The 26239-nt window shown below is 67.3% G+C and carries 22 protein-coding genes; 11 read left to right on the forward strand and 11 right to left on the reverse strand.

Annotation, left to right across the window (positions count from 1 at the left end):
* Positions 1 to 109: 109 nt before the first annotated feature.
* A complete protein-coding gene (locus AB0H50_RS24510; protein WP_357456758.1) occupies positions 110 to 865 on the reverse strand; it encodes a hypothetical protein in 756 nt (251 codons plus the stop codon).
* A gap of 193 nt (positions 866 to 1058) precedes the next feature.
* Positions 1059 to 2444: a three-helix bundle dimerization domain-containing protein gene (locus AB0H50_RS24515; RefSeq protein ID WP_357456759.1), complete on the reverse strand. Its 1386-nt coding sequence runs from the start codon at positions 2442 to 2444 to the stop codon at positions 1059 to 1061.
* An 868-nt stretch (positions 2445 to 3312) separates the two neighbouring features.
* Here AB0H50_RS24515 and helR point away from each other — a divergent pair.
* Positions 3313 to 5505 (forward strand): RNA polymerase recycling motor ATPase HelR, encoded by a 2193-nt coding sequence (gene helR / locus AB0H50_RS24520; RefSeq protein ID WP_357456761.1) that lies wholly within the window; start codon positions 3313 to 3315, stop codon positions 5503 to 5505.
* A gap of 69 nt (positions 5506 to 5574) precedes the next feature.
* On the opposite strand, the gene AB0H50_RS24525 is transcribed toward helR, so the two are convergent.
* The 3 genes from AB0H50_RS24525 to AB0H50_RS24535 all read right to left on the reverse strand — a co-directional run bounded on the left by AB0H50_RS24525 (position 5575) and on the right by AB0H50_RS24535 (position 8829).
* Positions 5575 to 6975 (reverse strand): S8 family peptidase, encoded by a 1401-nt coding sequence (locus AB0H50_RS24525; RefSeq protein ID WP_357456763.1) that lies wholly within the window; start codon positions 6973 to 6975, stop codon positions 5575 to 5577.
* A 91-nt stretch (positions 6976 to 7066) separates the two neighbouring features.
* Positions 7067 to 7666 carry a DUF308 domain-containing protein gene (locus AB0H50_RS24530; RefSeq protein ID WP_357456765.1) on the reverse strand — a complete coding sequence of 200 codons (600 nt, stop codon included), beginning with the start codon at positions 7664 to 7666 and terminating at the stop codon, positions 7067 to 7069.
* Between the two features lie 218 nt (positions 7667 to 7884).
* Entirely contained in the window at positions 7885 to 8829 is a 945-nt protein-coding gene (locus AB0H50_RS24535) for a hypothetical protein (RefSeq protein WP_357456767.1), read from the reverse strand.
* Positions 8830 to 9591: 762 nt separating this feature from the next.
* On the opposite strand from AB0H50_RS24535, the gene AB0H50_RS24540 reads away from it, so the two are divergent.
* A complete protein-coding gene (locus tag AB0H50_RS24540; RefSeq protein WP_357456988.1) occupies positions 9592 to 10110 on the forward strand; it encodes an HAD domain-containing protein in 519 nt (172 codons plus the stop codon).
* A 325-nt stretch (positions 10111 to 10435) separates the two neighbouring features.
* Here AB0H50_RS24540 and AB0H50_RS24545 read toward each other — a convergent pair whose 3' ends face one another.
* Positions 10436 to 10759, reverse strand: a complete 324-nt coding sequence (locus AB0H50_RS24545) for a rhodanese-like domain-containing protein (RefSeq protein WP_357456769.1) — start codon at positions 10757 to 10759, stop codon at positions 10436 to 10438.
* Positions 10760 to 10847: 88 nt separating this feature from the next.
* Here AB0H50_RS24545 and AB0H50_RS24550 point away from each other — a divergent pair, with 88 nt between their 5' ends.
* The 3 genes from AB0H50_RS24550 (at position 10848) to AB0H50_RS24560 (ending at position 13817) form a co-directional block, all read left to right on the forward strand.
* A complete protein-coding gene (locus AB0H50_RS24550) occupies positions 10848 to 11321 on the forward strand; it encodes a MarR family transcriptional regulator (protein WP_357456771.1) in 474 nt (157 codons plus the stop codon).
* 314 nt (positions 11322 to 11635) lie between these two features.
* The gene (locus AB0H50_RS24555) at positions 11636 to 13147 is read left to right on the forward strand and encodes a carboxylesterase family protein (RefSeq protein WP_357456773.1); all 1512 of its coding nucleotides are present in this window, start codon (positions 11636 to 11638) and stop codon (positions 13145 to 13147) included.
* Between the two features lie 490 nt (positions 13148 to 13637).
* Positions 13638 to 13817: a hypothetical protein gene (locus tag AB0H50_RS24560; RefSeq protein ID WP_357456775.1), complete on the forward strand. Its 180-nt coding sequence runs from the start codon at positions 13638 to 13640 to the stop codon at positions 13815 to 13817.
* Between the two features lies 1 nt (position 13818).
* Here the strand turns inward: AB0H50_RS24560 and AB0H50_RS24565 are convergent, their stop codons facing one another.
* Positions 13819 to 14211, reverse strand: a complete 393-nt coding sequence (locus tag AB0H50_RS24565) for a DoxX family protein (protein ID WP_357456777.1) — start codon at positions 14209 to 14211, stop codon at positions 13819 to 13821.
* Between the two features lie 323 nt (positions 14212 to 14534).
* On the opposite strand from AB0H50_RS24565, the gene AB0H50_RS24570 reads away from it, so the two are divergent.
* Positions 14535 to 15719 (forward strand): FAD-dependent oxidoreductase, encoded by a 1185-nt coding sequence (locus AB0H50_RS24570; protein WP_357456779.1) that lies wholly within the window; start codon positions 14535 to 14537, stop codon positions 15717 to 15719.
* Positions 15720 to 15822: 103 nt separating this feature from the next.
* A complete protein-coding gene (locus AB0H50_RS24575; RefSeq protein ID WP_357456781.1) occupies positions 15823 to 16782 on the forward strand; it encodes an RNA polymerase sigma-70 factor in 960 nt (319 codons plus the stop codon).
* A gap of 156 nt (positions 16783 to 16938) precedes the next feature.
* Here AB0H50_RS24575 and AB0H50_RS24580 read toward each other — a convergent pair whose 3' ends face one another.
* On the reverse strand, positions 16939 to 17181 hold the full coding sequence (locus AB0H50_RS24580; protein WP_357456783.1) for a hypothetical protein: 243 nt from the start codon (positions 17179 to 17181) through the stop codon (positions 16939 to 16941).
* 195 nt (positions 17182 to 17376) lie between these two features.
* On the opposite strand from AB0H50_RS24580, the gene AB0H50_RS24585 reads away from it, so the two are divergent.
* Positions 17377 to 17928 (forward strand): hypothetical protein, encoded by a 552-nt coding sequence (locus tag AB0H50_RS24585; protein ID WP_357456785.1) that lies wholly within the window; start codon positions 17377 to 17379, stop codon positions 17926 to 17928.
* Positions 17929 to 18021: 93 nt separating this feature from the next.
* On the opposite strand, the gene AB0H50_RS24590 is transcribed toward AB0H50_RS24585, so the two are convergent.
* On the reverse strand, positions 18022 to 19011 hold the full coding sequence (locus AB0H50_RS24590) for a nitronate monooxygenase (protein ID WP_357456787.1): 990 nt from the start codon (positions 19009 to 19011) through the stop codon (positions 18022 to 18024).
* A 271-nt stretch (positions 19012 to 19282) separates the two neighbouring features.
* On the reverse strand, positions 19283 to 19876 hold the full coding sequence (locus AB0H50_RS24595; protein WP_357456789.1) for a helix-turn-helix domain-containing protein: 594 nt from the start codon (positions 19874 to 19876) through the stop codon (positions 19283 to 19285).
* Positions 19877 to 19962: 86 nt separating this feature from the next.
* Between AB0H50_RS24595 and AB0H50_RS24600 the strand changes: the two genes are divergently transcribed.
* Complete coding sequence (locus AB0H50_RS24600; RefSeq protein WP_357456791.1) at positions 19963 to 21180, forward strand: pyridoxal phosphate-dependent aminotransferase; 1218 nt, start codon at positions 19963 to 19965, stop codon at positions 21178 to 21180.
* A gap of 87 nt (positions 21181 to 21267) precedes the next feature.
* Here the strand turns inward: AB0H50_RS24600 and AB0H50_RS24605 are convergent, their stop codons facing one another.
* A complete protein-coding gene (locus AB0H50_RS24605; protein WP_357456793.1) occupies positions 21268 to 22128 on the reverse strand; it encodes a TIGR03619 family F420-dependent LLM class oxidoreductase in 861 nt (286 codons plus the stop codon).
* 318 nt (positions 22129 to 22446) lie between these two features.
* On the opposite strand from AB0H50_RS24605, the gene AB0H50_RS24610 reads away from it, so the two are divergent.
* A complete protein-coding gene (locus AB0H50_RS24610; RefSeq protein ID WP_357456795.1) occupies positions 22447 to 23646 on the forward strand; it encodes a site-specific integrase in 1200 nt (399 codons plus the stop codon).
* 176 nt (positions 23647 to 23822) lie between these two features.
* Positions 23823 to 25646 carry an amidase gene (locus AB0H50_RS24615; RefSeq protein ID WP_357456797.1) on the forward strand — a complete coding sequence of 608 codons (1824 nt, stop codon included), beginning with the start codon at positions 23823 to 23825 and terminating at the stop codon, positions 25644 to 25646.
* Positions 25647 to 26239: the final 593 nt, after the last annotated feature.

A 26239-nucleotide genomic window follows, 5' to 3' on the forward strand; every position in this document is an offset into this window, starting at 1 on the left:
GCTAGCCGCCGCCACGACCGAAACACGTCCTCCTTCAGGGCGATTCGCGAAATGGTCGAAGTCAGAGCGAGCCGCGACCTCAGGCGTATTGACTGTGCGCGGATCGGCGTCAGCCGAGATCCGCGACCTCCAGGTAGATCTGGCGTTCCACGGCGAGCTCGGAGAGGAATCCCTGTGAACCGCCGATGGACGGTGTCGCACGGAACGCCGCCACCGCGATCTCCCCGGTCCGCAGGCGCTGACCGTGGAATTCGCGCTGTCCCAAGATGATCGGCTGCGCGGTGTCGAAACCGAGCTCGCGCACGTCGTCGGGCAGCCGCCTGCCGAGCATGTCGGTGACCGTGCCCGGGATCAGGCGCACGGCCACGATCTGATCGAAGCTGGGCCGCCGCGCGATGCGGTGCGCGAGATACAACCGGCCCGGCCGCCCGAAGCACAGATGCGTGAGCAGCTCCTCGCCGACATACGGCTGGAGTTCGGCGAAGTACACGACGCGGCGGACGGTGGCGACGACGTCGCGCGCGATGATCGGACCGCCGCGTTCCAGGTGACCGCGGAACAGGGTGCCGCGCAGTTCGATGCGCGGCCGCTCGCCCTGCGGGTCGAGCTCGGCGAGCGGGAAGAAGTCGGGTTCGAAGGTGTGGAACCCCTCGTATCCGATTCTGAGGTCGGCGCCCAGCGCGCGCCGTCCGTGCTCGTCCAGCTCGACGGCGAGCAGCGCCTGGTAGTTGTGCGGCGCCTCGAATGTCGGCATATGCGACAGGTAGCAGTCGACGCCGGTGCCGAACACCAGCATGGCGTGCGTACCGGTCGTGCCCGGCACGGCGCTCGAACGCTCGTACGCGTGGGTGTGGATCCCGAACATGGGAGCTCCTCTCTCCAGTCCCTCGTGGGAGAGTGGCACCAAACCCGGTCACGGCCACGAGTGCCGGGCTACTCGATACCCCATGTTCCGGCTACTCGCCAGGGCCGATCCTTGGCGCGCTGCGCGCTCGGGCCCTCGGTCACACTTCCGTTTACAAATGAATCATCGTCGCTACCGCGCCGAATGCAACATTTCAGTTATACGAGTGGGTGACCCCGTCGAGCAGATGCTCCATGGTCTCGAATGTCGGCGGGTCGACGACGTCGATGAGATCGGCGGGCACCGGCACCTTGTGCTGCGCACCGACCTGGGCGAACTGCGCCGCGTCACCGGTGCGGAAGCCGTGCTCGGCGGCCAGTCGCTGCAGCTCGGGCTTGGTGGACAGCAGCCGGCCCAACTTGTCGCCGGAAGCGTCCAGCGGCACCAGCGTGTGGGTGGAGAGAACGGTCGGCGACGGGTAGGTCAGCACCATGTCCGGCTTCAGCTGCCCCTGCACGGCCGCCTCGACGAACTGGGCTTCGTAGATCATCACCAGCGGCGTCGGGCCCATCCCGGCGGTGAGGTACTCCTGGAACGGGCCCGCGCTCGAGTTCTCCGCGTATCCCTGGCCCGTGAACAGCCGCGAGACGACCGGCAGCACTCGCTGCTCGGCCTCCGCGCCCTGCACCACCGCGTTGTCGTTGGCGACGAACCCGGCGATGGCCAGGTACATCGCGGCCGAGTTGGAGGTGCGCGGGTCGGTGGTGGAGACCAGGATGTTCTTGCGCACCGGGTAGGCGGTGTTGCCAGGTAGGTGCGCCCACTCGGTGTTGCGGCTCACCAGGTCGAGGTAGCGGGCCATGTCGAAAGTCGGCACGGGACCGGGGCGTACCACGCCCGCCGCGGTCAGCAGGTCCGCGATCGGCCGGAAGGTGGCGATCGCCATCGGCGAAGCGAACGGCGTGTACTTGGTGGCGATATTGCGAGCCCGCTGGATCCGCTCGGCGGCGGGCGCGCTGGACGGGAACGCGAAGCTGTGGTTCGCCAGGTCGATCGAGGCAATCTGGCGCGAGCCCGCCGGCTCGACCTCGGCCTTCAGCCCGTGCTCGGCGAGTGCCTGCACGACGCGGGGGTCCTCGAAGAACGCCATCTTCTCCGACCCGACGACGCCGCGCACGATGGTGAGCCCGGAACCGGGAATCGCCGCGGGCTCGGGCTCGGGCTGTCGCGCCACCAGCGCGACCACCAGCAGCGCCACCACGGCCAGCGCGCCGCCGAGCAGCGCGAGCGATCGCTTGCTGTTCAGCGGGGACTGCCGCAGCCGGGCGGCGAGGTCGAGGCGCGGGCCTTCGGTCTGCGCCGACGCGGTCGTGATGCGTTCGGTCGGGGTCTCGGCGGGTTCGGGGTCGAGTTCCCTGCGCACGATCCGTTCGATGAGGATCGGCACGAATTCCCGCACCGGGCGGCCGTCGAAGCGCTGCCGGGCCGAGCCGATCACGGAGTGGATCTGCTCGGCGGAGTGGGTCTCGGTGTAATTCTCGACCAAACTGTCGGTCAACCGGCGCATCGCCTGTTCTTCGCGGACAGTGTCGACAGCCACCAGTTCTCCTCGATGTCACAGCTGGATCGGATCTCGCGACAGCATTCGGGCACCTCACCGCGCGCGCCGAAACCATACCGGCATTTCTGCCGAGCCGATACACCGCGCAAACCTGCCAACGAGGGTGATTCGACTGTGGGTGAACGCATCTCGCTGGTGCGGCACCGGTGTCGGCCGGGCGGTTGCGTCGCAGGTCAGCGCCCGTTCCGTCGTGTGAAAGACGCTGCCGCGCCCGGTGCCGCACTGTCACGGAGCCGGTCGCTGAGCGACTACGGCAAACGCGCAGAGTTCAATCCGACATCGGCTGTGCGCCATCGAATGTTGTGCCGCGGTTCACCGATCGACGTGGCCGTAGCCAGACCGCCTGTGCCGATGCGGCATTCGCGGATCGACGGGCCTCCTGCTCGCATGATGGACCGGGTTGTAGCAATCAGTGCTTCAGTGGTTCGGGTTGCGGCGCAGTCGGTTTGACGACCGGTGCCGAGACTCGACTGTCAGCTCCAGCAGGCTGTGCCTGCTCGTCAGGTTGGATCGGGCTCGAGCGATTGGGGTGCCGACGCCGACACGACCCACACGGCCGCGTGATGAGCCGCGCTGCAGCATCGCGTGCGTGGTCCGGCGTCAGGACTTCTTTGGTTCGCGGAGGCGATCGAGTGCTTCGATCTCGATCAGCAAGAGGTGGTTCGTCCGAATGGAAAGAGGAGCGTCAACTCCTTTCCATTTTCAACATATAGCGCACAGGGGGGCTTGCGGCAAGACCCCGGTCGTGCCGCACAATCGCTGGCCGAGGTCGGAACCTGCGGAAGTGGGAGAAGTGAGAGGCGGCGCGGCCGCACGGGATCGTCGTGCCAGGGAGAGTGAGGGGCGTGTGACAACTCAGGGATATGAAGACGAACTGCGGTCCGAACGCGAGTACGTGGCCGGGCTCTACAAGCGGCTCGACGCCGAGCGCGCGCGGGTGAAGGGTCGCTACAGCGCGGCGCTGCGGGGCAACGGCGGGACACCCATGGAACGGGATTTCGAGGTGCGCGCGCTGGCCAAGGAGGCGAGGCGGCTGGACGTGGCGGACAACGGACTGTGTTTCGGACGGTTGGACGCTCTATCGGGCGAGCCGGTGTACATCGGCAGGATCGGCATTTTCGACGAGGCGAACGAGTACGAACCCTTGTTGCTCGATTGGCGAGCGCCCGCGTCGCGCGCGTTCTACATCGCCACCGCCGCGAGCCCGGAGAACATGCGCAGGCGTCGCCAGTTCCACACCCGCGGGCGTCACGTCGTCGATTTCACCGACGAGGTGCTCGGCCGCCCCGATGGTGGCGAGCGAGGGGATGCGGCCCTGCTCGCGGCGGTCAACGCGCCGCGTGGTGAGGGAATGCGCGACATCGTGGCGACGATCCAGGCCGAACAGGACGAGATCATCCGGCTCGATCATCCGGGCGTCGTGGTGATCGAGGGCGGCCCCGGCACCGGGAAGACCGTGGTGGCGCTGCATCGCGTCGCCTACCTGCTCTACACCCAGCGGCAGCAGATGGAACGCAACGGTGTGCTCGTGGTCGGGCCCAACCCTGCGTTCCTGAATCACATCGGGCGTGTACTGCCGTCGCTGGGCGAGTCCAACGTGGTCTTCATGACCACCGGCGACTTCGTTCCTGGTCTGCGCGTCACCGCGGAGGACACCCCGGAAGCCGCGCGGCTCAAGGGCTCGCTGAAAATCTTGGACGTGCTCGCGGCGGCGGTCGCGGATCGTCAGCGGTTGCCGGAGCAACCGGTGCCGATCGCGCTGGCGGACGTCACGGTGCGGATCGACACCGAGACCGCGCAGTGGGCGAGGGAGGAGGCGCGCGGAAGCGGGCTGCCGCACAACGAGGCCCGCGCGGCGTTCACCGAGATCGTCACCTGGGTGCTCACCGAACGGGCGATCGCCCGCATCGGCCATGGCTGGCTGACGCGGAAGGACCGCGAAGCATGGGAGCAGCTGCGGGCGGACTTGCTCGCCGAACTCGCAGGCGACGACAAGTTCACCGCCGCGCTCGATGAGCTCTGGCCGATCATGACGCCGGAAACCCTGCTGGCCTCGCTGTACACCTCTGCCGAGCGGCTGCGAGCGGCAGGCGCCGACGAGGCGCTCTGGCGCGCGGACGGCGAGGCATGGACGGTGGCGGACGTGCCGCTGCTCGACGAACTGGTAGACCTGCTCGGTAAGGACGAACCGGCCGATCGGGACGCCGAGCGGGAGCGGAAGGACGAGGCCGAATACGCCGCAGGTGTGCTGGACATCCTGGTCAGCCGCGAGGACATGATGGACGACGAGGATCACCTGTTCGCACAGGACATGCTCTACGCCGAGGATCTCGCGGATCGTTTCGTCGAGCGCGACACTCGTGAACTCGCCGAACGCGCTGCGGCGGACCGGGACTGGACCTATCGGCATGTCGTCGTCGACGAGGCCCAGGAACTGTCGGAGATGGACTGGCGGGTGCTGATGCGGCGGTGTCCGGGCCGATCCTTCACGGTCGTCGGTGATCTCGCTCAACGCCGGTCGGTGGCGGGAGCGACCTCGTGGGACACGATACTCGAGCCGTATGTGCCGGGCCGCTGGCTCTACCGGTCGCTGTCGGTGAACTACCGCACCCCGGCGGAGATCATGACCGTCGCCGCCGCGCTGCTCGCCGAGTTCGCACCCGAGGTCAGGCCGCCGGAGTCGGTCCGCGCGTGCGGCGTCCAGCCGTGGTCCAGGGAGGTCAGTGCGGGCGAATTGCCCACTGCTATCGAGGAATTCGTCCGTGCGGAAGCCGATCGCGAAGGCACCAGCGTCGTGATCGGGCCGCCTGGTGTTCCCGGTGCGGTAGCGGCGGCGGAGACCAAGGGCCTGGAGTTCGACGCCGTCCTGGTGGTCGATCCGGAACGGATCCTCGCCGACGGTCCGCGCGGGGCGGCCGAGCTCTACGTCGCGCTCACCCGCGCCACCCAACGCCTCGGCGTCCTGCACCAGGGACCTCTGCCGCAGGCATTGCGCGGACTCGCCGACACACCCGCGGGGACCGGATATCGGCGGTCGTGATTCGCGCGGCCTCCGCGCCCGGCGTGCTCGATCACGCCGGGCGCGAGCGGGTCTCGGTGAGCGAACGAGCTACTGCTCCCCCACCATGGCGCGGATGTCGGGCAGATTCCCGATCCGCTGCGTTGCGGGCCGCCCTACGGCATCGGCCTGCGGTGACCCGGTAGCCCGCAGCAGCCGGCGCACCTGCGCCGGATCGCGCGTCTCGAAACTCGTCGACGTGATCCCCAGGTAGCACGCCAATGCGCCGACGACAATCGGAGATGCGCTGGAGGTCCCGCTGAATTCGTCGGTGTACCAGTAGTCTTCGTCGGTTCCGCCTTGCAGGTCACCGTATCCGGTGGTGGTCACCTCCCGGCCCCAGCCGTGCGCGTCGACGCGGGACCCGTAGTTGGAGAACGCCAGCCGCGAGCGCGCCGGACCGTGATCGCTGCCGTGCGTGCCCGGCGGCGGAGCGCCCGCGCCCACCAGCACCGCGCCGGAATCGTCTGCGCCGCCGCGGAAGGGGTTGCGCCAGGACTCCGGGAAGCCGCTCGGGCGGGCGTCGTACAGCGCGACGTCGAGGTCCTCGCCGCCGTTGCCCGCCGCTTCCACCACGATGACGCCGCGCGCCGTGGCGTAGCGGATCGCGGCGAGGTCGTCGGGCCACCATTCGATCGCGATGTAGCCAAGCTGATCCACGCGGCTCTCGTAGTTGCGGCGCGGCCCCGGCCGGTGCAGTTCGATGAGGATGATGTCGCCCGGGCTCAACGCGTCGGCCGCGGTGCGGATCGCCGTCGCCGACCCCGGGCCGAATACCGAGACGGCGCGAATGGTGGCCTCCGGCGCGATGCCGGTGATGCCGAATGTGTTGGCGTCGCCGCTGATCTGGCCCGCGACAGCGGTGCCGTGATTGCGCCAGCCTTCGTCGGCGGAGGGTTCGCCGCCGATCACGCCGCCCTGGTTCTGGGTGAGGTCCTCGTGGGTGAATCGCCACGCGCCCTCGATATCGATCACCCGCACGCCCGTTCCGCGTCCGCCGGGCCGGGTCCACGCCCAGCGCGCGCCGATCCCGGCCGGTGCGGCGTCCAGATATCCCTGCCTGGCTTGGAAATCCGGCGTCACCGGCGGGGCGGCGACCGTGGATCGCACCGCCGTGGACAGCGGCGCGATCGGTGGTTCCGCCGACGGTTTGACGTAGGCGCCGGCCACCGCGTCATTCTCCCGCAACCGTTCGGCAACCGCTTCGAGATCCTCGGCGACGCCGAGCACGGCAAAGTAGTTCAGGTACTGCGCGGCGACCGGTTCCTGATCGGTGCCGCGCAACCGCCCTGGCAGCCGGTGGGCCGGACCGAAGATCGGGGACAGCCGCGCGCCGCCGGGCAGCGACGACATCAGATGCGATCGCCCGGCGTCGTTCTCGCGCAACGCGATCGGCCCGATGGGCCGCGCCGCCCCGTGGGTGACGACGATGAGTTCCGCCGGTGACCGCATCGAACCCGGTACCGATGGCCGTGCCGAACTACGCCGCTGATCCGTTGATGCCATAAAGACAGTGAACCGGTTGCGCGGACGACCCGCCAGTTCAACTGCGCGGCACGGGTACTCGCGTTGCGTCCGGCACCCGGGCCGGACCGGCGCGACCGCCGCCGACCAGCGCGATCTCGAGCCCGCCGAGCACCGCGAGGCAGCCGCCGACGACCACGCCGAGGGTGCTGAGTTCCTCCAGCGGAAGGCCGAGCACGACGATGCCGACGATCATCGTGAACAGCCCGAACAGCTCGTGCCGCAGACTTTCGGAGAGCTGCTCGTCGTCCCATGCCGCGACGGTCGACTGGGTGATGCCGCGAATGGTCCAGCTCAACCCGACCCACATCGAGAGCAGCAGCACCGAATTCCCGCCGCGCAGGCACAATACGGCCAACACCACCGAGAGCAGTCCGCTGACGAGTACCAGCACCCGCAGCGGCAGCGCGAACCGCGCGCCGATCGCGAGCCACAGCTGCGCCGCTCCGTTGGCCAGCAGGTACAGGCCGAACAGCAACTCCAGGATCGGCACGGACTTCTCCGGCCAGATCGCGATCAGCACGCCGAGGGCGACGGAGCAGACACCCACGACCAGAATCGTTTCCCGTCCCCCGCGGACCCGCGATTCCACACGCCCCGCACCATCGTTTCCGGGCATAGCACCATGATATGACCGGACCGTATGGTTAGCCTGATGTTTGCCGTATTTGCGGAGGCGGTCCGGCGATCAGGCGTGCGTCGACAACAGCACCGACCGCGTCACCTCGCTGCCAACCCCCTGCCATGGCGCGGCGACGGTGGGGATGCCCGGCGGCAGAGCTCCCGCATCGAGGCGCAGCGCGCGGGCTGGATCATCGGCCGTGCTTCGGTTTCCGGTCAGGAAGCCTCGACTGGTTCCGTAGTGGCCGGGACTCGCGCGGCGGCGAGCAGCTCGTCGAGCTGGCGTTCGGCCCGTTCGGCACGGGCGAGCGTTTGGGTCCGCGCGTCGTCCAGGGCGGCGATGCGTTCGGCGGCCTCGGCGCGCGCCTGTTCGAGCGACGCGGCCGATTCGGCGCGCTGGGCGGCCGCTTCCGCGGAGGCGGTGCGGCGCACGTCGGCGAGTTCGGCTCGGGTGGCGTCCAGTTCGCCGCGCAGGCGGGCGAGTTCCTCGCGAGCTTCAGCGAGGGCTTGGGCGCGTTCGGCGGTGGCTTGTTCGGCGCGGTCGATGGCGCGATCGGCGTCGGCGGCGCGCTGCACGGCGAGGTCGCGTTCGGCGCACGCCGCGGTGACCTGCTGCGCGGCTTCTCTGCGCACCTGCTCGATTTCTGCGGCAGCCTTGCGCCGCGCCTTGTCCACGTCCTCCGTTGCCTGCTGGCGTGCGCGTTCGATGTCGTCGGTGGCTTCGCGCCGCACCGCGTGGATCTCGGCGTCGGCGTCGGTGCGGGCGGCGAAGACGTCGTCGGCGGCCTGCTTGCTCACCCGCTCCACCTCGCGCAACGCGTCGTCGCGGACGGTGTTCGCCTCGGCGACCAATGTTTCCGCGCGTTCCGCCGCGGCGGCCGCGTCGTCGGCGGCGGACTCCGCGATCCGGCGGGCTTCCCCTGCCTCCCGGCGCGCCTGTTCGGCGGCCACCGTCGCGACCTCGGCCTCCGCGATGCGGCGGGCGGCGTCGGCCTGGACTGCCTGCACCTGCGCCTCGGCGATCGAGGGATCGGCCAGCGTGGACAGTTCCACCACCGCCGCAGTGAGGTTGTTGCTCAGTTGTTCGGCGAGGCCACGGAACTGGGCGAGCAGCTCGTCGGCCCGCGCGCGAGCGACGGTGACTGGACCCTGTGTCGTCACAGTGACGGAAGCTGCGGGTGCCTCCGACTCCTGTTGCAGCCGTTGCCTTTCCCGCCATGCCCGCCATCGCGTGTGGTCGGGGTGCTCACAGTATTCCGACGGGCGTCCGGGGCCACCGCCCCGCGTAATGGGCCGGGTACACCCCGGGTAGTTGCAAATGCTGGACACCAGGGAATCGTAGCGTTTCTTTCGTTGGCTCCTACGTATTCACACGAAACGAAATCCGTGTCGTCGCTTAGGGAAGCGCACGTTGGGTGGCAAATCCTGACCACCGATAAGTGAACATTATCGGCGGTCAGGATTTGAGACTCCCCCGCGTACGGTCGCATTCATTTCGTTTACGTTTGGTCGCATCAAACGCAACGTAATGCCAACGAAAGCCTCCGAAAACTAGGATCGCTGGGACGGCCGTACCGTTCTCATGAGAAGAGCCTGATTCCCAGCCAATCCCGCCGAGGCGAGTTCTCGGGCTGAAGCGACGAGGTTGTCTGAGCGCTGAGCGCTGATGAGCATTCGGGTGCACTCGGGCACGATCCTTGCAGCGACCAACGCACTCTCGGACGGCATGCTCGCCCCGCTGCCGGACCCTGTTCGATTCCTGGATTCGTACACAGCGACAATCAGACTCTGTCATCGACTTCGACCAGGCGATGAATCTGTCAGCGACCTCGAGCATGCGGTCGAGCTCAACGCCGTCGGGTCGGCGTGCGTAGCCGTTCGATACGGCGATGTTGTCCAGATGAAGACTAGCCTGCGAGTGTGATGGATAGGCCGCACCGTCCAGTGCTGTTCCTCGACGTCGATGGACCGCTGATCCCGTTCGGCGAGAAGGTTGCGGACGGGTCCGATTCGGTACTCCACCAGGGGTCTGGCGAGTCGAACTCACTTACAGCACGAGTCAATCCCGAGTTGGGACCTCTCTTATCCAGCCTTGGGTGTGAACTGGTATGGGCTACGACCTGTATGCATGATGCCAACCGCTACGTAGGCCCGATTCTCGGATTGCCGACCCTCGCGGTGATGGGCTGGCCGGATACACAGGACGATCGCATCGACACATGGTTCGGCCTGCACTGGAAGACCCGCACGTTGGTCGAACGGGCTGCGGGGCGCTCGTTCATCTGGATCGACGACGAGATCGGCGACAACGACGAGGAGTGGGTCTCAGCGCATCACACCGGCCGCGCTCTTCTACACCGTGTGGACGCCCGCGTCGGGCTGCAACCGAGCGACTTCGACGTCCTCATCGCCTGGCTCGATACATCTGCCGAAACTCTTTGAGTCAACGAGCCGACCGACGGCCCTCCGACGGAGCCTCGAGTGACCTGCCGTCGACATGGCGAATTGTCACGTGCCCTTCCGGAAAGAGTTGCCCGGCAGTCCGAGTTACCACCCGATGTAGGCCCAGAATCCTGAAGCTGGCCCGAGCTGCAAATAGAACACGCAGGAGTGGTCCCAGGGCATTGGAGAAGCTGGGCCGGGCGGTGCGCACGATCTTCGCCTGCGACTGTCTCGCTTCGGAAGAACTGCGGCGGGAGATCAACGGCGGGCAAGCGCCGGGTGTGGCAACTGCACGCGGCACTTGCCACACCCACACGGTCAGCGATCAGCGTTCGACGGGGAAGCCTGCTTCTGTCCAATCCTGAATGCCCTCACGGTATTTGCGCACATTTGTGTAGCCGAGGGCTTCCAGCTTGGCGGCGACCTGCGTGCTGTTGGCGCACGCCGGGTTCGAGCAGTAGGTGACGATCGCCGCATCCTTGTTCGGAAGTAGTTGCGACGCTTTGGCTTCCACGTCTGCTTCGACGAGGTTGAGTGCGCCGGGCAAGTGCCCCTTGGCGTAGTACTCGGCGGGGAGCGCATCGATCACGGTCACCGAACCGGTCTCGAGCTCTCTTGCGAGTTCGTCACGGGCGATCAGGGCAGTCATCACTAGTACCTTTCACCGGCAGAAATTTGCGTGCGTGTGCACGCTACTATATGTGTGCGCACGCACGCAATTGACTAGGATGCGTACCGTGCCGAACGATGCCAACCGATCACACCCGGCGATCAGCGCCTGGGCCGCGCTGCTTCAGGTGCACGCCAAACTCGTCCCCGAGCTGGACGCCGAACTACGTCGCGCCACCGGACTGCCCCTGAGCTGGTACGACGTGTTGCTGGAGCTGAATGGTCCGCAACCATTGCGCATGAGCGACCTGGGCGAACGGGTGGTGCTCAGCCGCACCCGGGTGAGCAGGCTGGTCACCGAACTGGAGTCACACGGCCTGGTACGCCGCGAATCCAATCCAGACGACGGCCGCTCCGCCTTCGTCAGCATTACCGATATCGGCCGACAACGCCTCCGTGCAACCGCCCCGCACTACCTCGCCGCCATCGAACGCCGCTTCACCGGCCTCGACACCACAGAACTCAACGTCATATCATCGGCACTCCGCAAAGTCCTCGGCCAGACCGACCTTCCCCATCCCACCACCAGAGGGCGCCGGTAGTAATAGTCGGCAATGGAGGCTAGCCGCGAAACCCAATGCCTGCAGTCGATCCGGAGAAGATGCTTGCGCTGTAGTCCGCTCATGAGGGTGCGGATCGCAACTTTGCGGCTCAGGCCAGCTTCAGGATTCCAGGACCATGTCAGGGGCCTAATGCTGTTGAGAGCCAATAAGGTCGAAGGCACATGCCGCAGACTGATGGGAGGGCGAGGCTGCGCCCGGCGCGGGTGAGGCGGCAAGTGCTGCGGGTCCTCGTCGACGCGATCGATCGGTGCATCGGCAGGCGACCTGCCGGAGGAAGTGAGTACCGTACCCGAGTGAAACTCGGTCCTGAGATCCGTACGGCTGCCGGAGTTGTGCGTGGCAGATGGGAGAACGCCGTCGCGGTCTTCCGGGGAATCCCCTACGCCGAGCCGCCGTTCGGCGCACGTAGGTTCGGGGCTCCCGTTCCTGTAAAGCGGTGGGATGCCATCCGTGACGCGCTGGAGTTCGGTCCGCCGGTTCCCCAAGCGAGCCATGCGGGCTCGGTGATGTCGTCGGTGTCCGGAACCGGTGATGGGTCCGACGACTGTTTGACGCTCAACATCTGGTCACCTGACCCCGGTGCCGCTCGACTGCCGGTGATGGTGTGGATCCAGGGCGGCACCTACCTGGAGAACCACTCCGCCAACCCGCATTACGACGGTGCGACTCTCGCCGCGGCCGGTGTGGTCGTGGTCAGCATGAACTATCGCGTCGGCGCGGAAGGCTTCGCCCACATCGCCGGAGCACCGGAAAACCGCGGCATTCTCGACCAGATCGCGGCACTGCGATGGGTTCAGGACAACGTCGGCGCGTTCGGCGGCGATCCGGCCAACGTCACCATATTCGGCCAGTCCGCCGGTGGGGCGTGCATTGCCGCCCTGCTCGTCATGCCGGTGGCAGCCGGACTGTTTCGTCGTGCGATCAGTCAGAGCATGCCGGGCACCTACTTCTCCGAACGGCTCGCCGCCGCGATCTCCACGACGATCGCCGCGCAACTCGGTGTGCGGGCCACCATCGATGGACTCTCCCGTATCCCGCCACGCGCCCTGACCGACGCGACGGATGCCGTCATCCAGAAGCTGCCCGAATTCGTCGAATCCTGGGGTCCGATGGCGCTTACGCCCACCCCGTTCTCACCGGTCGTCGATGGTGCTCTGCTGCCGGACGCACCATGGCGTGCACTCGCCGGCGGCGCCGCGAGCGACATCGACCTGCTCATCGGTCACACCCGTGACGAATTCCGCCTGTACACCGCCCGGCCCGGCTCGAAGCCGACCGTTGCGCGGATGACCACGGCATTCGGCCACCTCGCACCCGCCACGGCCACCGAGGACGTCTACCGCCTCGCCTACCCGGACGCCACACCCGAGCAACGGTACGAACTTCTCAACACCGACTGGCTGTTTCGCATGCCGAGCCTGCACCTCGCCGCCGCCGCGCACGCCGGTGGCGGACCCGTCTGGCTCTACGAACTCAGCTGGAGCTTCAACCGGGAACAGGGCGCCTCCCACTGTCTCGACTTCCTGCTCATCTTCGGCACCCTCAGCAGCGCTGAGGTCCGCGCCCACCCAGCCGCTCACCCGAACGCCGCAAACGAAGTCACCCACGTCGCCAACGACATACGCACCGACTGGGTGAACTTCGCAACCACCGGCAAACCTGGCTGGGCGCCCTACGATCCGCAAACAAGAACAACTCGCGTTTACGACGCCGAGCCGATCACCCAGCCCTACCCCGAGGAACGCTCGCGTCGCATCTGGCGCACGCACCGGTTCGACATACTCGACTTACTTCGTACCGATTAGCGGAGATAATGGCTGAAGTGTCCATTCAACGGCTCTGTCCCACCTTCAACGGTGTAACAACGGGTTTCAAGGTCATGCTGCCGCTCGGCGGACAGTGCCCGGCTGCGATCGACCGGTTTCCGAGCGGGCCGGAGGAGCTGCCTGCTGTCGCGGTGGCGTATATGACGGAGCAGGTGAAAGTCGATCCCGCTCTGCTGAGCGAGTACCGCTGGTCTGGGCGCACGATCGAGTATCACCGGGGCGCAGGTTCGCGATGCGTTCAGGTTCCGGAAGTTCTCCCGCAGCGACGAAGACAAGCCGGCGGTCGAGCTGCGCGACGAGCAGCTGCGAGGAGCGCTGCTGGTGCGGTGCCGTGGTGAGCGGATCGAACCACCGGGGCTCATTGATCGGATTATCGGTTCGGCGCGGGCGGCTTTCGAGAAGCAGTTCTGCGAGCGCACTGCCTCACAGCTGAGTGAGCTGTCGATCGACCGGTTGAACGCTGGTCGCGGTGCCGTTGGCCAGTGGCCGGAATCTGTTGGCGGAGTTGAAGTCCGATCCGGGCAAGGTGAGCTTGGAGACGCTGTTGCGGGAGGTGGACAAGCTGGCGGCGGACTTCGTCACGCGGCACGCGGCTGTCGGGGATGGCACCACCGAACCGCACGGCGCGACCGGCTGGCGACTTACCTGAATCAGCCGGTGAAGGATTCGGGGCCGAAGCGGCCCCAAGCCACGAAGGCGGCCACAGCGAGGTAGACCAGATTCAGTGCGACGTATTCGTACTGTTCGTAGCGGGCGTGGGTGATCATCGCGCCGATCATCAACAGGATCCAGCAGACGGCGGTGACGGGCACCATCACCGGTGCGATGTCGAGCACGGCGGGCAGGATCAGGCCGGCGGCGGCCAGGATCTCGAGGAGCCCGAGGGATCGGACGAAGCCGGCGCTCGCGTGTTCGGTCCATCCGCCGCCGGACTTCCTGCCTAACTCGTCCAGCTTGGCCTTGGGCATGAAGGCCTTGGTGAGGCCGCCGAACAGGGCGAGGGCGGCAAGCAGCCCGGCAGCGATCCAGAGGGCGAGGTTCATGGGCTTCTCCTACAGGTGCAGGCGACTCGGACTCGTCCTGGCCGAGCCGTTCGTCGCCGACGGGCTGCTCGCCGATGCCGTTCGCGGGCATCGCTGTCAGCTTCCCGATGGTGTAACTGGTCGGACATCAGACACCGCCGGCGCTGCGTGCGTGACACCACGCCTGGCGTGACGTGCGCCACGACGCAGCGCACGCACCGGCATTTCCGATGCGCCGCAGTACGTCTCGCTCATCACGAGGAGTGATCTGGCTCACGATCCTGTCACAGCGATCGTTCACGCGGTGTCTGGTGGCCGGACCCCTGTGAATCGAAGGAGACGCCATGGCTGGGAACACTGACGTGGTCGTGATCGGCGGCGGATACGCCGGTGTGATGGCGGCCAACCGCCTCACGCAGCGTGACGATGTGACGGTGACACTGATCAACCCGCGCCCGAGCTTCGTCGAACGGATCCGCCTGCATCAGTTGGTGGCCGGGAACCACGAGGCGGTCGTCGACTACCGAGAGGTGCTGGGCGAGCGTGTCCGGCTGGTCGTCGACACCGTGACCCGGATCGACGGTGCCACCCGCAGCGTGGCGTTGGCGGGCGGCGGCACGGTCGGCTACGACTACGTGGTCTACGCGGTGGGCAGTGGCAGTGCCGACGCCCGTGTGCCGGGAGCGGCCGAGTTCGCCTTTCCGATCGCCACTCTGGAGGAGGTGCAGCGGCTGCGGCCGGTCATCGACGCCGCGCCCGCCACGGCCGCTGTGACGGTGGTCGGCGCCGGTCCGACGGGCATCGAGACCGCTGCCGAGCTGGCCGAGCAGGGCCGCTCGATCACGCTGGTGTGCGGTGCGATGCTCGGCCCGTACCTGCATCCTCGGGGCCGGCGCTCGGTGGCCAAACGGCTGGCCAGACTCGGGGTGACCGTGCTCGAAGGCGCCGAGGCGACGGTGACGGCGGTGACACGCGATGCCGTGCAGCTCACCGGCGGTCACACCCTGTCGAGCGCGGTGACGATTTGGACGGCGGGGTTCGGTGTGCCGGACTTGGCCACCCGTAGCGGGCTGAGCACCGACGCCACCGGACGTCTGCTCACCGACGAGACGCTGACGAGTGTGGACGATGCCCGCATCGTCGCGGCCGGGGATGCGGCGGCACCATCGGACCTGCCGTTCCGGATGAGCTGTCAGTCCGCCACGAGGATCGGCGCTCATGCCGCCGACACGGTGCTGGCCTGGATCGCGGGTGAGCACCCGGAGCCCATCAACCTGGGCTTCTTCGGCCAGTGCATCAGTCTGGGTCGTCGCGCTGGCATCTTCCAGTTCGCCGACAAGAATGACACCGCGAACAGGTACTACGTGGGCGGCCGCCCTGGTGCAAAGCTCAAAGAGTTCGTGTGCAAGCACACCGTCGAACATCTGGCGGAGGAGGCACGCAAGCCCGGCTCGCTGACATGGGTCCCCGATGACAAGCGCCGGGAACTACTGCAAGTCACCCGTGGCGAGACGCTGCCCACCAGCTGAACGCCCAGCCTGGGCCACGTAACGATGGCGGTCCGGTCGACTCCGAACGGGCCTGGACCGCAGTGCGTGCAGTCACCCGCTACCAATGAAAGAGGACATCGCAGTGAGTACACCGCGTGAAGGCCATCGGCTACCAGGGCCGCCCGCGAAGGAGACAGATCGGGATGTGAGCGACCACGCCACTGACCCATCGACCGAGGCATTCCTCGCCCATCGCAATCTGCTGTTCACCGTTGCCTACGAGATGCTCGGATCGGCAGCCGACGCCGAAGACGTCCTGCAGGAGACATGGCTACGGTGGATCAAGGTCGACCTGGGACAAGTGAGCGACGAGCGCGCCTACCTGGTCCGCATCACAACCCGGCAGTCGCTCAACCGGCTGCGAACCATAAACCGCCGCAAGGAATCCTATGTCGGTCCCTGGCTGCCTGAGCCGCTGCTCACCGCACCGGACGTGGCCGCCGACATCGAGCTCGCCGAGAGCATGTCGATCGTGCTGATGCTCGTCCTCGAGACGCTGTCACCGACCGAACGGGCGGTGTTCGTGCTGCGCGAGGTATTCGATATCGGCTACGACGAGATCGCCGCCGCCGTCGACAAAACCCCAGCAGCCGTTCGTCAGATCGCGCACCGCGCCCGTCGGCACGTCGACGCCCGCCGCCCCCGGTCAGTGGTCTCGGCCAGCGAGACCCGGACGGCTCTGCAATCGTTCCGGCGCGCCCTCGAATCCGGAGACCCGCAGGCTCTGCTGGACGTGCTCGCCCCCGAGGTCGTCCTGGTCAGCGACGGCGGTGGCGTCAAACGGGCAGCGCTGCGGCCGGTCATCGGCGCCGAGAACGTGGTTCGCTACATCCTCGGAGGCATCGGCAAAACCGACGCCACGATCACCATCGATCCGACCGTGCTCAACGGCAGCCCGGCACTCGTTTTCCGCTTGGACGGCGAGATCGACGGCGTCATGGCCTTCCGTGTCGAGGACGAACGCATCAACGGCCTCTACTTCGTCCGCAACCCGCAGAAGCTGACCCACGTCGAATCCGAGACCCCACTGACCCTGCGCTGACGTCGGCCGCTCCACCATCCACCGCATCATCAGCGGCGACACACCACGAGTCCGATCAAGATCTCGCGGGCCACATCACAGCGACACACCGCGGCCTACCGACACTTCACCTCGAACCAGCCTGTACGCGAAGCTACTTTGCGGCTCAGGCCAGCTTCAGGATTCCGGGGCCGAGTCCGGAGGGTCACCTGGAGAAGGGGCAGGCGCTGCCTGCTCGGCCTGCACCTCGATCTCGATCTGGGTTCGCGCCGCACCTGGATCCCACATGTCCTGGAACGGCCCGATTACCGAAGCGCCACCGATCCCCCGTCGGCGCGCACGGGTCGTAGCCCATGCGAATCCACCCGTAATCAGCACCATGGGACCGACCGAGATCACGAACAGCAAGAAACCGTCCATCCCGCGATGCTACTTTCCCACTGCTCTGTGAGATCGTCGTCGAATCGAGTTGGCGCGGACAAGGAGTACACGGTTCGATGGTTCGCTCAGGCGATCGGATGCACGCCTATCTGGTCGACCAGGTCAACATGATGCTGCGGCGACCCGAAATATTCGGCGGCGAGCGAGCCCGCGCTCTGGACGACCTTCGATCACTTGTTCTTCCTCGAGGACGACGACAACGGCCGCGGGGACCTCTGGAATTCCTGGCGCGATCGCAATGCCTTCACACCCACGGGCGCCCGAGGCGCTCTGCTACGCGAACTTCCCCGCAACGGCATCGTCACGGCTTTGGCATCGATGTACGCCGAAGCCGCTCGCAACAGAGGATGGCTCGTGCTGGATCGGGCATTGACTCGCGACGAGTACACCGAACTCTGCGCGGCCACAGCGCGATTCACTGACCGAGACCGCACCTTCAGTGAAGCAATCGACGCCTTCGGCGAGCCCAGTGTGCTGTTCGGCGGCTCGAATCCGTTCTACGGCAAAACCCTGGCCTACGCGACCGCCGACGCCACAGACCCGATGGTGGTCTTCCATTTCTGGAATGGCGCCGATCCCGAGGCAGCACAGAACTGGCCGCCCAAATACCCGGAGCCGATTCTGCTGGCAATCCGATGTGGCACAGGATCCTTCCCGGCCACCTTCTCCTTCACACCCGAAGGCCGACGGATGCGTCCAGTGGACCCGGAGGAGAATGATGAGTGACACTACTTCGCCGAGGTTGCTGCTTCACGCACCGCTCGCCTTCTCTGTCCACACCGAGGTGTTATGCGCCCCAAGAGTTCTCGCGCTTCAGAGTCACTGCGTCAGGCCGGCGAGGTCGGCGACGGCTTGCGCGGCTGGTACCACCGAGCGGATGCGTAGTGCGGTCTCACCGGCATACAGGGCGGTGGAGTTCACTCGGCGTTCGGGCATCCCGGTCAGGGGTGCGCCGGGACCGTAGAACGGGATGAGTGGATGTTGTATCGCGGTCAGGGCGTTCGCGGTGCGCAGCGGTAGGCGGTGCAGGCCGCGAGTCCAGGATGCCAGCCAGACGACCGCCGCGGGTCCGCGCGGGTCGCTTCGGCACCAACGCTCGGTGGCCGCGTTCGGCACTACACGGTGCCTCATCGGCCACCCGATGCCGAAGAGCATCGTCTCCAGCGTTCGGTCCGCGTCGAGTACGCGCTGTTTGTAGGCGTCGTGGGCGCGGGATTCGTGCGTGAGCAGGAAACGGGTTCCCGCCACGACCGCTGCCGCACCGGCGTCCAATGCGCGGCGGGTGTCGGCGGCCTCGGCGATGCCGCCCGCGACCAGCAGCGCGCGGGAACCGGTGGCGTCACGCACCTTCTCCAGCGCGGCCAGCGCAGGCTCCACGCCGAGCAGGTGACCTCCTGCCTCGATCCCCTGCACCACCAAACCGTCGGCTCCGTCGTGCAGGGCGCGACGCGCACCGTCGACGGCGCCCACGGTGACCAGCACACAGACTCCTGCCTCACGCAACCGGGCGACAAGTCCGGCATCGAAGCTGCCGTGCAATGTCGCCACGTCCACCTTCGCCGCCAGGATCGTGTCGAGTTGGGTCCGGGTGGTGAACGGAACGAGCAGGTTGGCCGCGATCGGCCGGCCGTTCGCCCGCTCGCGCGCGGCGTCCAGTTCGCCGCTCAGCTGCTGAGGGTCCAGCAGACCGACGGTGCCGAGCCCTCCGGCGGCGGACACGGCCCCGGCCAGCGCACCGGTAGCGATGCCGCCGGACATTCCTGCCTGTACGACCGGATATTCGATTCCGATGCGATCCATCAGGTCCACGTCGCACTCCCCTTCCAGGCAGCGAATCCGCGGCATTGCGAACGGCCGAGCATACCGCCGTCGACGAGTCACTGCGGCGGTGGCGCATCGGGTGGAGGATGTGCTCGGCGCGGCAACGATATCGGCGATTGGATCGGCCGGAGCCGTGCCGTGGTTGGTCTGCACACTGTAGAGGACGGTCGAGTTCAGGAGTTTTCGCTCGTCGGGTGGATCGTCCGATAGCGGACGACCCTCCGCCCGATGGTCCCGAGAACGTCCCGGACCCATACCCTCACTCGGGCCGACCCGCGAACTGCCGGTCTGCCACCTCATCCAAAGAACGCGCGCCCGTCACTATTTCGGTCGCGCCCTCCAGATCGAGGTGGAGTTCGAGGTCCGGGGCGTCGGCGGGACCGTCGTGATGGCTGATCCCGGCGTCGGTCACGATGTAGTGCAATGTGGTCTCGCCGATGTGAACGGTCGCGACCCCCTCGGGGAGCAGCTCTGCGACCGCGCGGCCCAGCGGCAGAGCGAACCAGTGCGCGCGGACGGCGTCGGTGGGTCCGCGTTCACCGAGCAGCGGTGCGCCCCAAGCCGACAACGCGTCGAGGACCGGTCGCAGGCCGAGGCCGGACTCGGTGAGTTCGTAGACCGCGGTGGCCGCGCGCGGGCCGACGCGGCGGCGGGTGAGTATGCCGTCGCGCTCCAAATCCTTGAGCCGGGCGGCCAGCACATCGGTGCTGATGCCCGGCAGGTCCGCGAACAGATCGCTGTAGCGGCGCGGGCCTGACGACAGTTCGCGGACCACCAGCAGCGTCCACCGGTCGCCGACGACATCGAGTGCGCGGCTGACGGCGCAGAAGTGGGCATAGCTTCGACGTGGCACCATGCCACTGTAACCGGTTGCTTGGAAAATCCAAGTGCATACTTGGAAATACCAAGTAGAGTGTGCGGCAACCGCACTGAGAAGGGATGTCCATGCAGGTCAAGCAGTCGAGCAAGCTCGCGGGCGTGTCGTACGAGATCCGCGGGCCGGTGGCCGAGCACGCCGCGCGGCTGGAGGCCGAGGGCCACCACGTCGTGAAGCTGAACACCGGCAACCCGCTGCCGTTCGGTTTCGAAGCGCCCGCGGAGCTCTTGCAGGACATCATCCGCACACTGCCCGCCTCGAGCGGTTACTCCTCCTCGAAGGGCCTGCTCTCGGCGCGGCGCGCGGTGGTCCAGTATTACCAAACCCTCGGTGTCGACGACGTCGACGTCGAGGAGGTGTTCCTCGGCAACGGAGTCTCCGAGCTGATCATGATGGCGATGACCGCGCTGCTGGAGAACGGCGACGAGGTGCTCGTTCCCTCGCCCGACTTCCCGCTGTGGACCGCGGCGACCGCGCTCAACGGCGGCAGGCCGGTGCACTACGTCTGCGACGAGTCCTCGGACTGGTTCCCCGATGTCGCCGATATCGCCGCCAAGGTCACCGACCGCACCCGGGCGATCGTGATCATCAACCCGAACAACCCGACCGGCGCGGTCTATTCGCCGGAGGTGCTGCGCCAGATTCTCGAGATCGCCCGCCGCCACAATCTGGTGGTGTTCTCCGACGAGATCTACGACAAGATCCATTACGACGATCTCACCCACACCGCTACCGCCGCACTCGCCCCCGATCTGCTGTGCCTGACCTTCTCCGGGCTGTCGAAGTCGTACCGGGCCGCCGGATTCCGGTCCGGCTGGCTGGTGGTGTCCGGTCCCACCGAACACGCCGAGAACTACCTGGAGGGCCTGACGATGCTCGCCGGACTGCGCCTGTGCGCGAATGTGCCCGCGCAGCAAGCGATTCAGGCCGCACTCGGTGGACATCAGAGCATCGACGACCTCACCCTGCCCGGCGGCAGGCTGCGCGAGCAGCGCGACCGGGCCTGGGAAGCGCTCAACGCGATTCCCGGTGTCTCCTGCGTCAAGCCCAAGGGCGCGATCTACGCCTTCCCGCGCATCGACCTCGACATGTACCCGATCCACGACGACGAACAATTCGTGCTGGATCTGCTGCTCCAGGAGAAGCTGCACATCGTGCAGGGCACGGGCTTCAACTGGAAGCGACCCGACCACTTCCGCATCGTCACCCTCCCGCACGCCGACGATCTCGAAGCGATCATCGAACGCATCGGCCGCTTCCTGGCCACCTACCGTCAGTGACGGTCTGGCGAATGTCGCTGTTCCGCAGTCGGATTCGCCTGGTGCTCGGCCGAACCTCCCTGGACTAGGCGTCGGCCGAGCGAAAGATCACACCCGTGCGAGACCGAATCGTTCGGCGAAGCGCGACAGTTCGTCGAGTTGTTCGTTCGGGTCCGACGCGGTGGCGCTGACGACGACGCGGGTGACGCCCTGCGTGGCGAAGGCGGCAAGCCGTTCGTCGGTCATGTCGACGCCGCTCCAGCGGGTGTATTCGAGGGTGTCCGGGTCCCGCCCGGCTTCCTCGGCCGTCGAGCGCGCCAGCTCCCACTGGACCCTGCGTTCCTGCGGGACCAGCATGCCGCCGGCGAAGTAACCGTCGCCGCGCAGTCCCGCCCGGCGTGCGGCCGACAGGCTCGATCCGCCGACGTGAATCGGCAATGTCGTGGCCCGGAAGGGCTTCGGGTACTGGACGAGATTCTCGAAGGCGAAGAACTCGCCCTGGTAGCTGACGCCCTCTTCACCGCCCGCCCACAGCAACCGCAGCACGTCGATCGCTTCGTCGGCGCGCCGCCCGCGGGCGCGGAATTCGACGCCGGTGGCCGCCGCTTCCTCGGGTAGGGTGCCCAAACCCACTGTCAGCAAACGCATCCGGCCCTTGGACAGCACGTCGATGGTCGCCAGCTGCTTCGCCAGCACTACCGGGTGCCGGTACGGCAACAGCAGCACGCCGGTGCCGAGCAGCAGCCGCTCGGTCGCCGCGGCGACGTAGGCGAGGGTATCGAGCGGGTCGAGGAACGGCAGCGTCGGCGGGACCTCGAAGTTGTGCATCTTCGCGCCGGGATACAGCACCAGGTGCTCGGGCAGGTACAGGCCCTCGAATCCGCAGGCCTCGGCGTGGCGCGCGTAGTCGATGATCCGGTCCGGATCTGTCCCGAAATGGGCGCTGCTGTAACTGACCGCGAACTTCATATTCGATCCCTTCCGGCGCGACGTCCGTGTCGCCGTTCAGTGCTGATACCGGCTCCGGCGCGTAATGCGGGTCCGGCGGTCCTCCGCGGGGAAAAGTTTGCCGCGTTCGCCAAAATTCCCGATCCGGTATCCGGTGGTGGCTACCGCTGCCCAACGCTGCCCTGGCCGCGACCGAGTCTCGCCGGAGGAACCGTCCGCGACCGCAACATGACCGTCGGGTGCGCGACCGGCTCGCCCGCTGCGCATAGTCTGGGCTGGAATTCGGTCGGCGCCACAATGTTCTGTGCGCCGCCGAGCCGGGGCAGTGAGGAGCGGATAGTGGGCGACAGCGTCGTGGCCGTGCCGGAGGCGGTGCGCACCGAGCTGCGTCGTGGCGTGCGCAGCGTGCTCGTCGACGCGGCCGCCCTGCATTTGGTGCGTGAGCGATTCGACGACGTCCAGGCCGGTGCGCTGCGCCGATACCTGGAGGCGTCGCAGTCGGCGAACACGTTGCGCGCCTACCGCACCGACTGGATCGCGTGGGCGGGGTGGTGCGCGGCCGAAGGGCGGCAGGCGCTGCCGGCCGACGCGCTCGATGTCGCGGTCTATCTGGCGGCCGCCGCCGACGCGCGACGACCGAACGGTGAATGGGCGTTCGGGCCCGCTACTTTGGAACGCAAATCGGCCGCGATCGCCGCCGTGCACGCCGCCAACGGGCTGCCCTCCCCCACCCGATCCGACGTGGTCCGCCTGACTCTGCGCGGTATCCGGCGCACCCGCCGCACACCGCCCACCCGGAAGCGGCCCATCCTGCTGCACACACTCGACCAGCTGCTCGCCGGTCTGCCTGAGCCCGGCTGGCCCGCCGAACCCGCCCGCCGCCGCGACGCCCTCGCTTTGCTGATCGGTTTCGCGGGCGCCTTGCGCCGCAGCGAACTCGCGGGTCTGCGCGTCGCCGACGTGCGGGTCAGCACGGATCACGCCACCGGCGAGCCGATCCTGCTCGTGCACCTGCCGACCACCAAGACCGACCCCACCGGCGCCGCCGAACAGCGGGTGGCGCTCCCGCGCGGACAACGCCCGCGCACCTGCCCCGTCTGTGCCTGCGCCGCCTGGCTCGAGCTACTCGAAATCCACACGGCCGCAGGGTCGCTCGCTCTCCGCGACCACTGCACGGCACCCATTGCGAATGACGGGATCCACCGCTGCCACGGCTTCACCGGCACTCGCCTCGCCGACCACCCCGACCTGCCGCTGTTTCCCACCATCACCCGCCACGGCGGCATCGGCGACCGCCCGATGTCGGGTCGCGCCGTCGCCGAACTCGTGAAACGCTACGCCGCCCGCGCCGGCCTTGACCCGAACCTCTTCTCCGGACACTCCTTACGCGCGGGCTTCGCCACCCAAGCCGCGCTCGGCGGCGCCAGCGACCGCGAAATCATGCGCCAGGGACGCTGGTCCAACCCCCGCACCGTGCACGGATACATCCGCACCGCGAACCCGTTGGAAGACAACGCCGTCACCAAACTCGGTCTGTGACATCGGAACTAGGATGAATTGCATTGAATGCAACACTGCATATTGTCGCGATGAAGGCTGCGACGCAGGTTGAGAGCAATTGCCACCCTAGCGTGTCGCCGCGAAAATCGCGCCATACCTGGATGATTCCAGCGTTCCGCGAACAATACGCAACATGCTGTGTTTGATGCAACACCATGGAGAAGGCTGATCTGCCAGGTGCGGCGCACATGGTGCTGGCCGATGGGGTCGTGCACCTGGACCCCGCCATGACCAGCGGCGGTCGAACAGTCTGCCGCCCGAGGGGGAACAATGTAGCCATTGTGACGTCTATCCCGTTGTGTGAAACGGCATTTCATGGCCTGCGCCAATCGAGTCAGCTCTGCCGACACTGTGACCTGGGATATGACAGAACGAGTGCGCTAATATTCACCCGCTCGACTTTCCCGTTTGCGCGAAGCGGCATTTTATGTCCGCTGCGGCAGACCGATACCGTCGAATTCATGGAGTGGAATTTTCGGTCGGCCGAAGAGCTCGCGGCCGCGTTGCGTGCCGGTGACGTAACCTCGGTGGAACTGACCGACGAAGCGATCGCCCGTATCGAGCGAGACGACAAGGCGATCAACGCGATCTGTGTGCGGACCTTCGACCGTGCGCGGGCCGCCGCACACCGTGCCGACCAGGCGCGCGCCCGCGGCGAGGACCGGCCGCTGCTCGGCATACCGGTGACGGTCAAAGAGTGCTACAACATCGCCGGGCTGCCCACGACCTGGGGCATGCCGATGCACCGGAACTATATGCCGGCCGAGGACGCGCTACAGGTGTCGCGGCTCGAGGCCGCGGGCGCCGTTGTGCTCGGTAAGACCAATGTGCCGTTGATGCTGCGAGATATCCAGAGCTTCAACGAGATCTACGGCACCACCAACAACCCGTGGGATCACGACCGCACGTCGGGTGGTTCCTCCGGCGGATCGGCGGCGGCCCTGGCGGCCGGATTCGGCGCGCTGTCCATCGGCTCCGACCTCGCCGGTTCGCTGCGCACCCCCGCGCATTTCTGCGGTGTCTACGCGCACAAGCCGACACTCGGGCTGGCGCCGACCCGCGGCATGGTCGCGCCGCCCGCGCCGGCTTTGCCGATCGACCTCGACCTCGCTGTCGTCGGCCCGATGGCGCGCACCGCCCGCGACCTCGCGCTGCTGCTCGACGTGATGGCCGGACCGGACCCGCTGACCCACGGCGTCGCCTACGACGTCGCACTGCCGCCCGCGCGCCACGAGCGGCTGTCGGACTTTCGTGTCCTGATCATCGAGGACCATCCGCTCATTCCGACGGGATCGGCGGTGCGGGCGGGCGTGAACCGGGTCGCCGAGGCGCTCGTCGACGAGGGCGCCCGCGTCGAACGGCGCAGTCCGCTGCTGCCCGATCCGGCCGAAGCGGCGACGCTCTACATGCTGCTGATGCTGTCGAACGCCGCCGCGGGTCTTTCCGTCGACGTGTACGAACAGCTGCAGACCCACGCCGCCGCCCTGAACTCACCCACCCCGCCGACTCCGCAAGCTCCGCCGGCTGCCAGCCCCCTGAGCGCGGACGACCGGAGTCTCGATGCGGCGCGGCTGCGCGGCATGGTGCTCAGCCACCGCGACTGGGTCGAGGCGAACAACCGTCGCGAACTCCACCGCCACGGCTGGCGGCAGCTCTTCGCCGAGTTCGATGCCGTGGTGTGCCCTATCACGCCCACTCCCGCCTTCCCGCACGACCACAACGGAGGTCTGGAGCACCGGCGCATCGACATCGACGGCGTCGAGTACCCGTACTTCGACCAGCTCGTCTGGGCCGGTGTGGCCACCATGCCCGGCCTGCCTGCCACCGCCATACCCGCGGGCCGGTCCCCCGAGGGCCTGCCGGTGGGAGTGCAGCTCATCGGTCCGATGTTCGAGGACCGCACCCCGCTGCGGCTGGCCGAACTGCTCGAGCAGAAGATCGGCGGCTTCCAGACTCCGGCGGAGAGCAGGCACCGATAACGCTCCACCGTCGAATAGCGCACGCCCGCAATACCGCTACGTCACCAGTCGTTCAGCCCGCGGTGCTCGACTTCCAGGCTTCGTCGTCCACTGCGAGCCATGGTTCGCGGGCTGCGGGTCCGATCCTTCGGAACCCGTTCGGGCCACACGATCACTGCGACCACTACCGCCAGTGGTAGCCCGATGACAATCGCCCAACAGACCGCAATCACGGCCGGTTCTCCGCAGCCTCCAACCACTCTGCAATTCGGTCCAGAGAGCCGGAGAACACGACCCGATCGCCGTTGCACATCTCCCATCGGTACGGAGGTTGTGCGGCTCGGCGGATGCTCAGGCAGCGCGCCGCAGCCCGCGCCGACAACGCTTCCAGCATCGGCCGGATTACGTCGCTCACGCGGCACCCCGCTTCAGGGGCTCCCACTGACGCAGCGCCTCCGCTACACGCTTGATCAACTCAGGCCGGGCCGTGGGCACCGGGTACGGCCGTTTGTCCTTCGGCGTCCTCTGTGGGAGCACGGTTCGCCTCCTGTGTTGGCGGGCACCACCCGACCGGCCGAAGTCGGCCGGGCGGCCCGTTGGTGTCGCGGCCTCTC

The organism is Nocardia sp. NPDC050793, from assembly GCF_040654065.1.
Lineage (GTDB): Bacteria > Actinomycetota > Actinomycetes > Mycobacteriales > Mycobacteriaceae > Nocardia.

Coding starts and splice junctions, on each gene's coding strand:
- AB0H50_RS24530 (WP_357456765.1), bottom strand. CDS start 7,666: ATGCCCGGAAACGATGGTGCGGGGCGTGTGGAATCGCGGGTCCGCGGG.
- AB0H50_RS24570 (WP_357456779.1), top strand. CDS start 14,535: ATGGCTGGGAACACTGACGTGGTCGTGATCGGCGGCGGATACGCCGGT.
- AB0H50_RS24600 (WP_357456791.1), top strand. CDS start 19,963: ATGTCCATGCAGGTCAAGCAGTCGAGCAAGCTCGCGGGCGTGTCGTAC.
- AB0H50_RS24605 (WP_357456793.1), bottom strand. CDS start 22,128: ATGAAGTTCGCGGTCAGTTACAGCAGCGCCCATTTCGGGACAGATCCG.
- AB0H50_RS24545 (WP_357456769.1), bottom strand. CDS start 10,759: ATGACTGCCCTGATCGCCCGTGACGAACTCGCAAGAGAGCTCGAGACC.
- AB0H50_RS24580 (WP_357456783.1), bottom strand. CDS start 17,181: ATGGACGGTTTCTTGCTGTTCGTGATCTCGGTCGGTCCCATGGTGCTG.
- AB0H50_RS24540 (WP_357456988.1), top strand. CDS start 9,592: ATGGATAGGCCGCACCGTCCAGTGCTGTTCCTCGACGTCGATGGACCG.
- AB0H50_RS24615 (WP_357456797.1), top strand. CDS start 23,823: ATGGAGAAGGCTGATCTGCCAGGTGCGGCGCACATGGTGCTGGCCGAT.
- AB0H50_RS24565 (WP_357456777.1), bottom strand. CDS start 14,211: ATGAACCTCGCCCTCTGGATCGCTGCCGGGCTGCTTGCCGCCCTCGCC.
- AB0H50_RS24525 (WP_357456763.1), bottom strand. CDS start 6,975: ATGCGGTCACCGGCGGAACTCATCGTCGTCACCCACGGGGCGGCGCGG.
- AB0H50_RS24510 (WP_357456758.1), bottom strand. CDS start 865: ATGTTCGGGATCCACACCCACGCGTACGAGCGTTCGAGCGCCGTGCCG.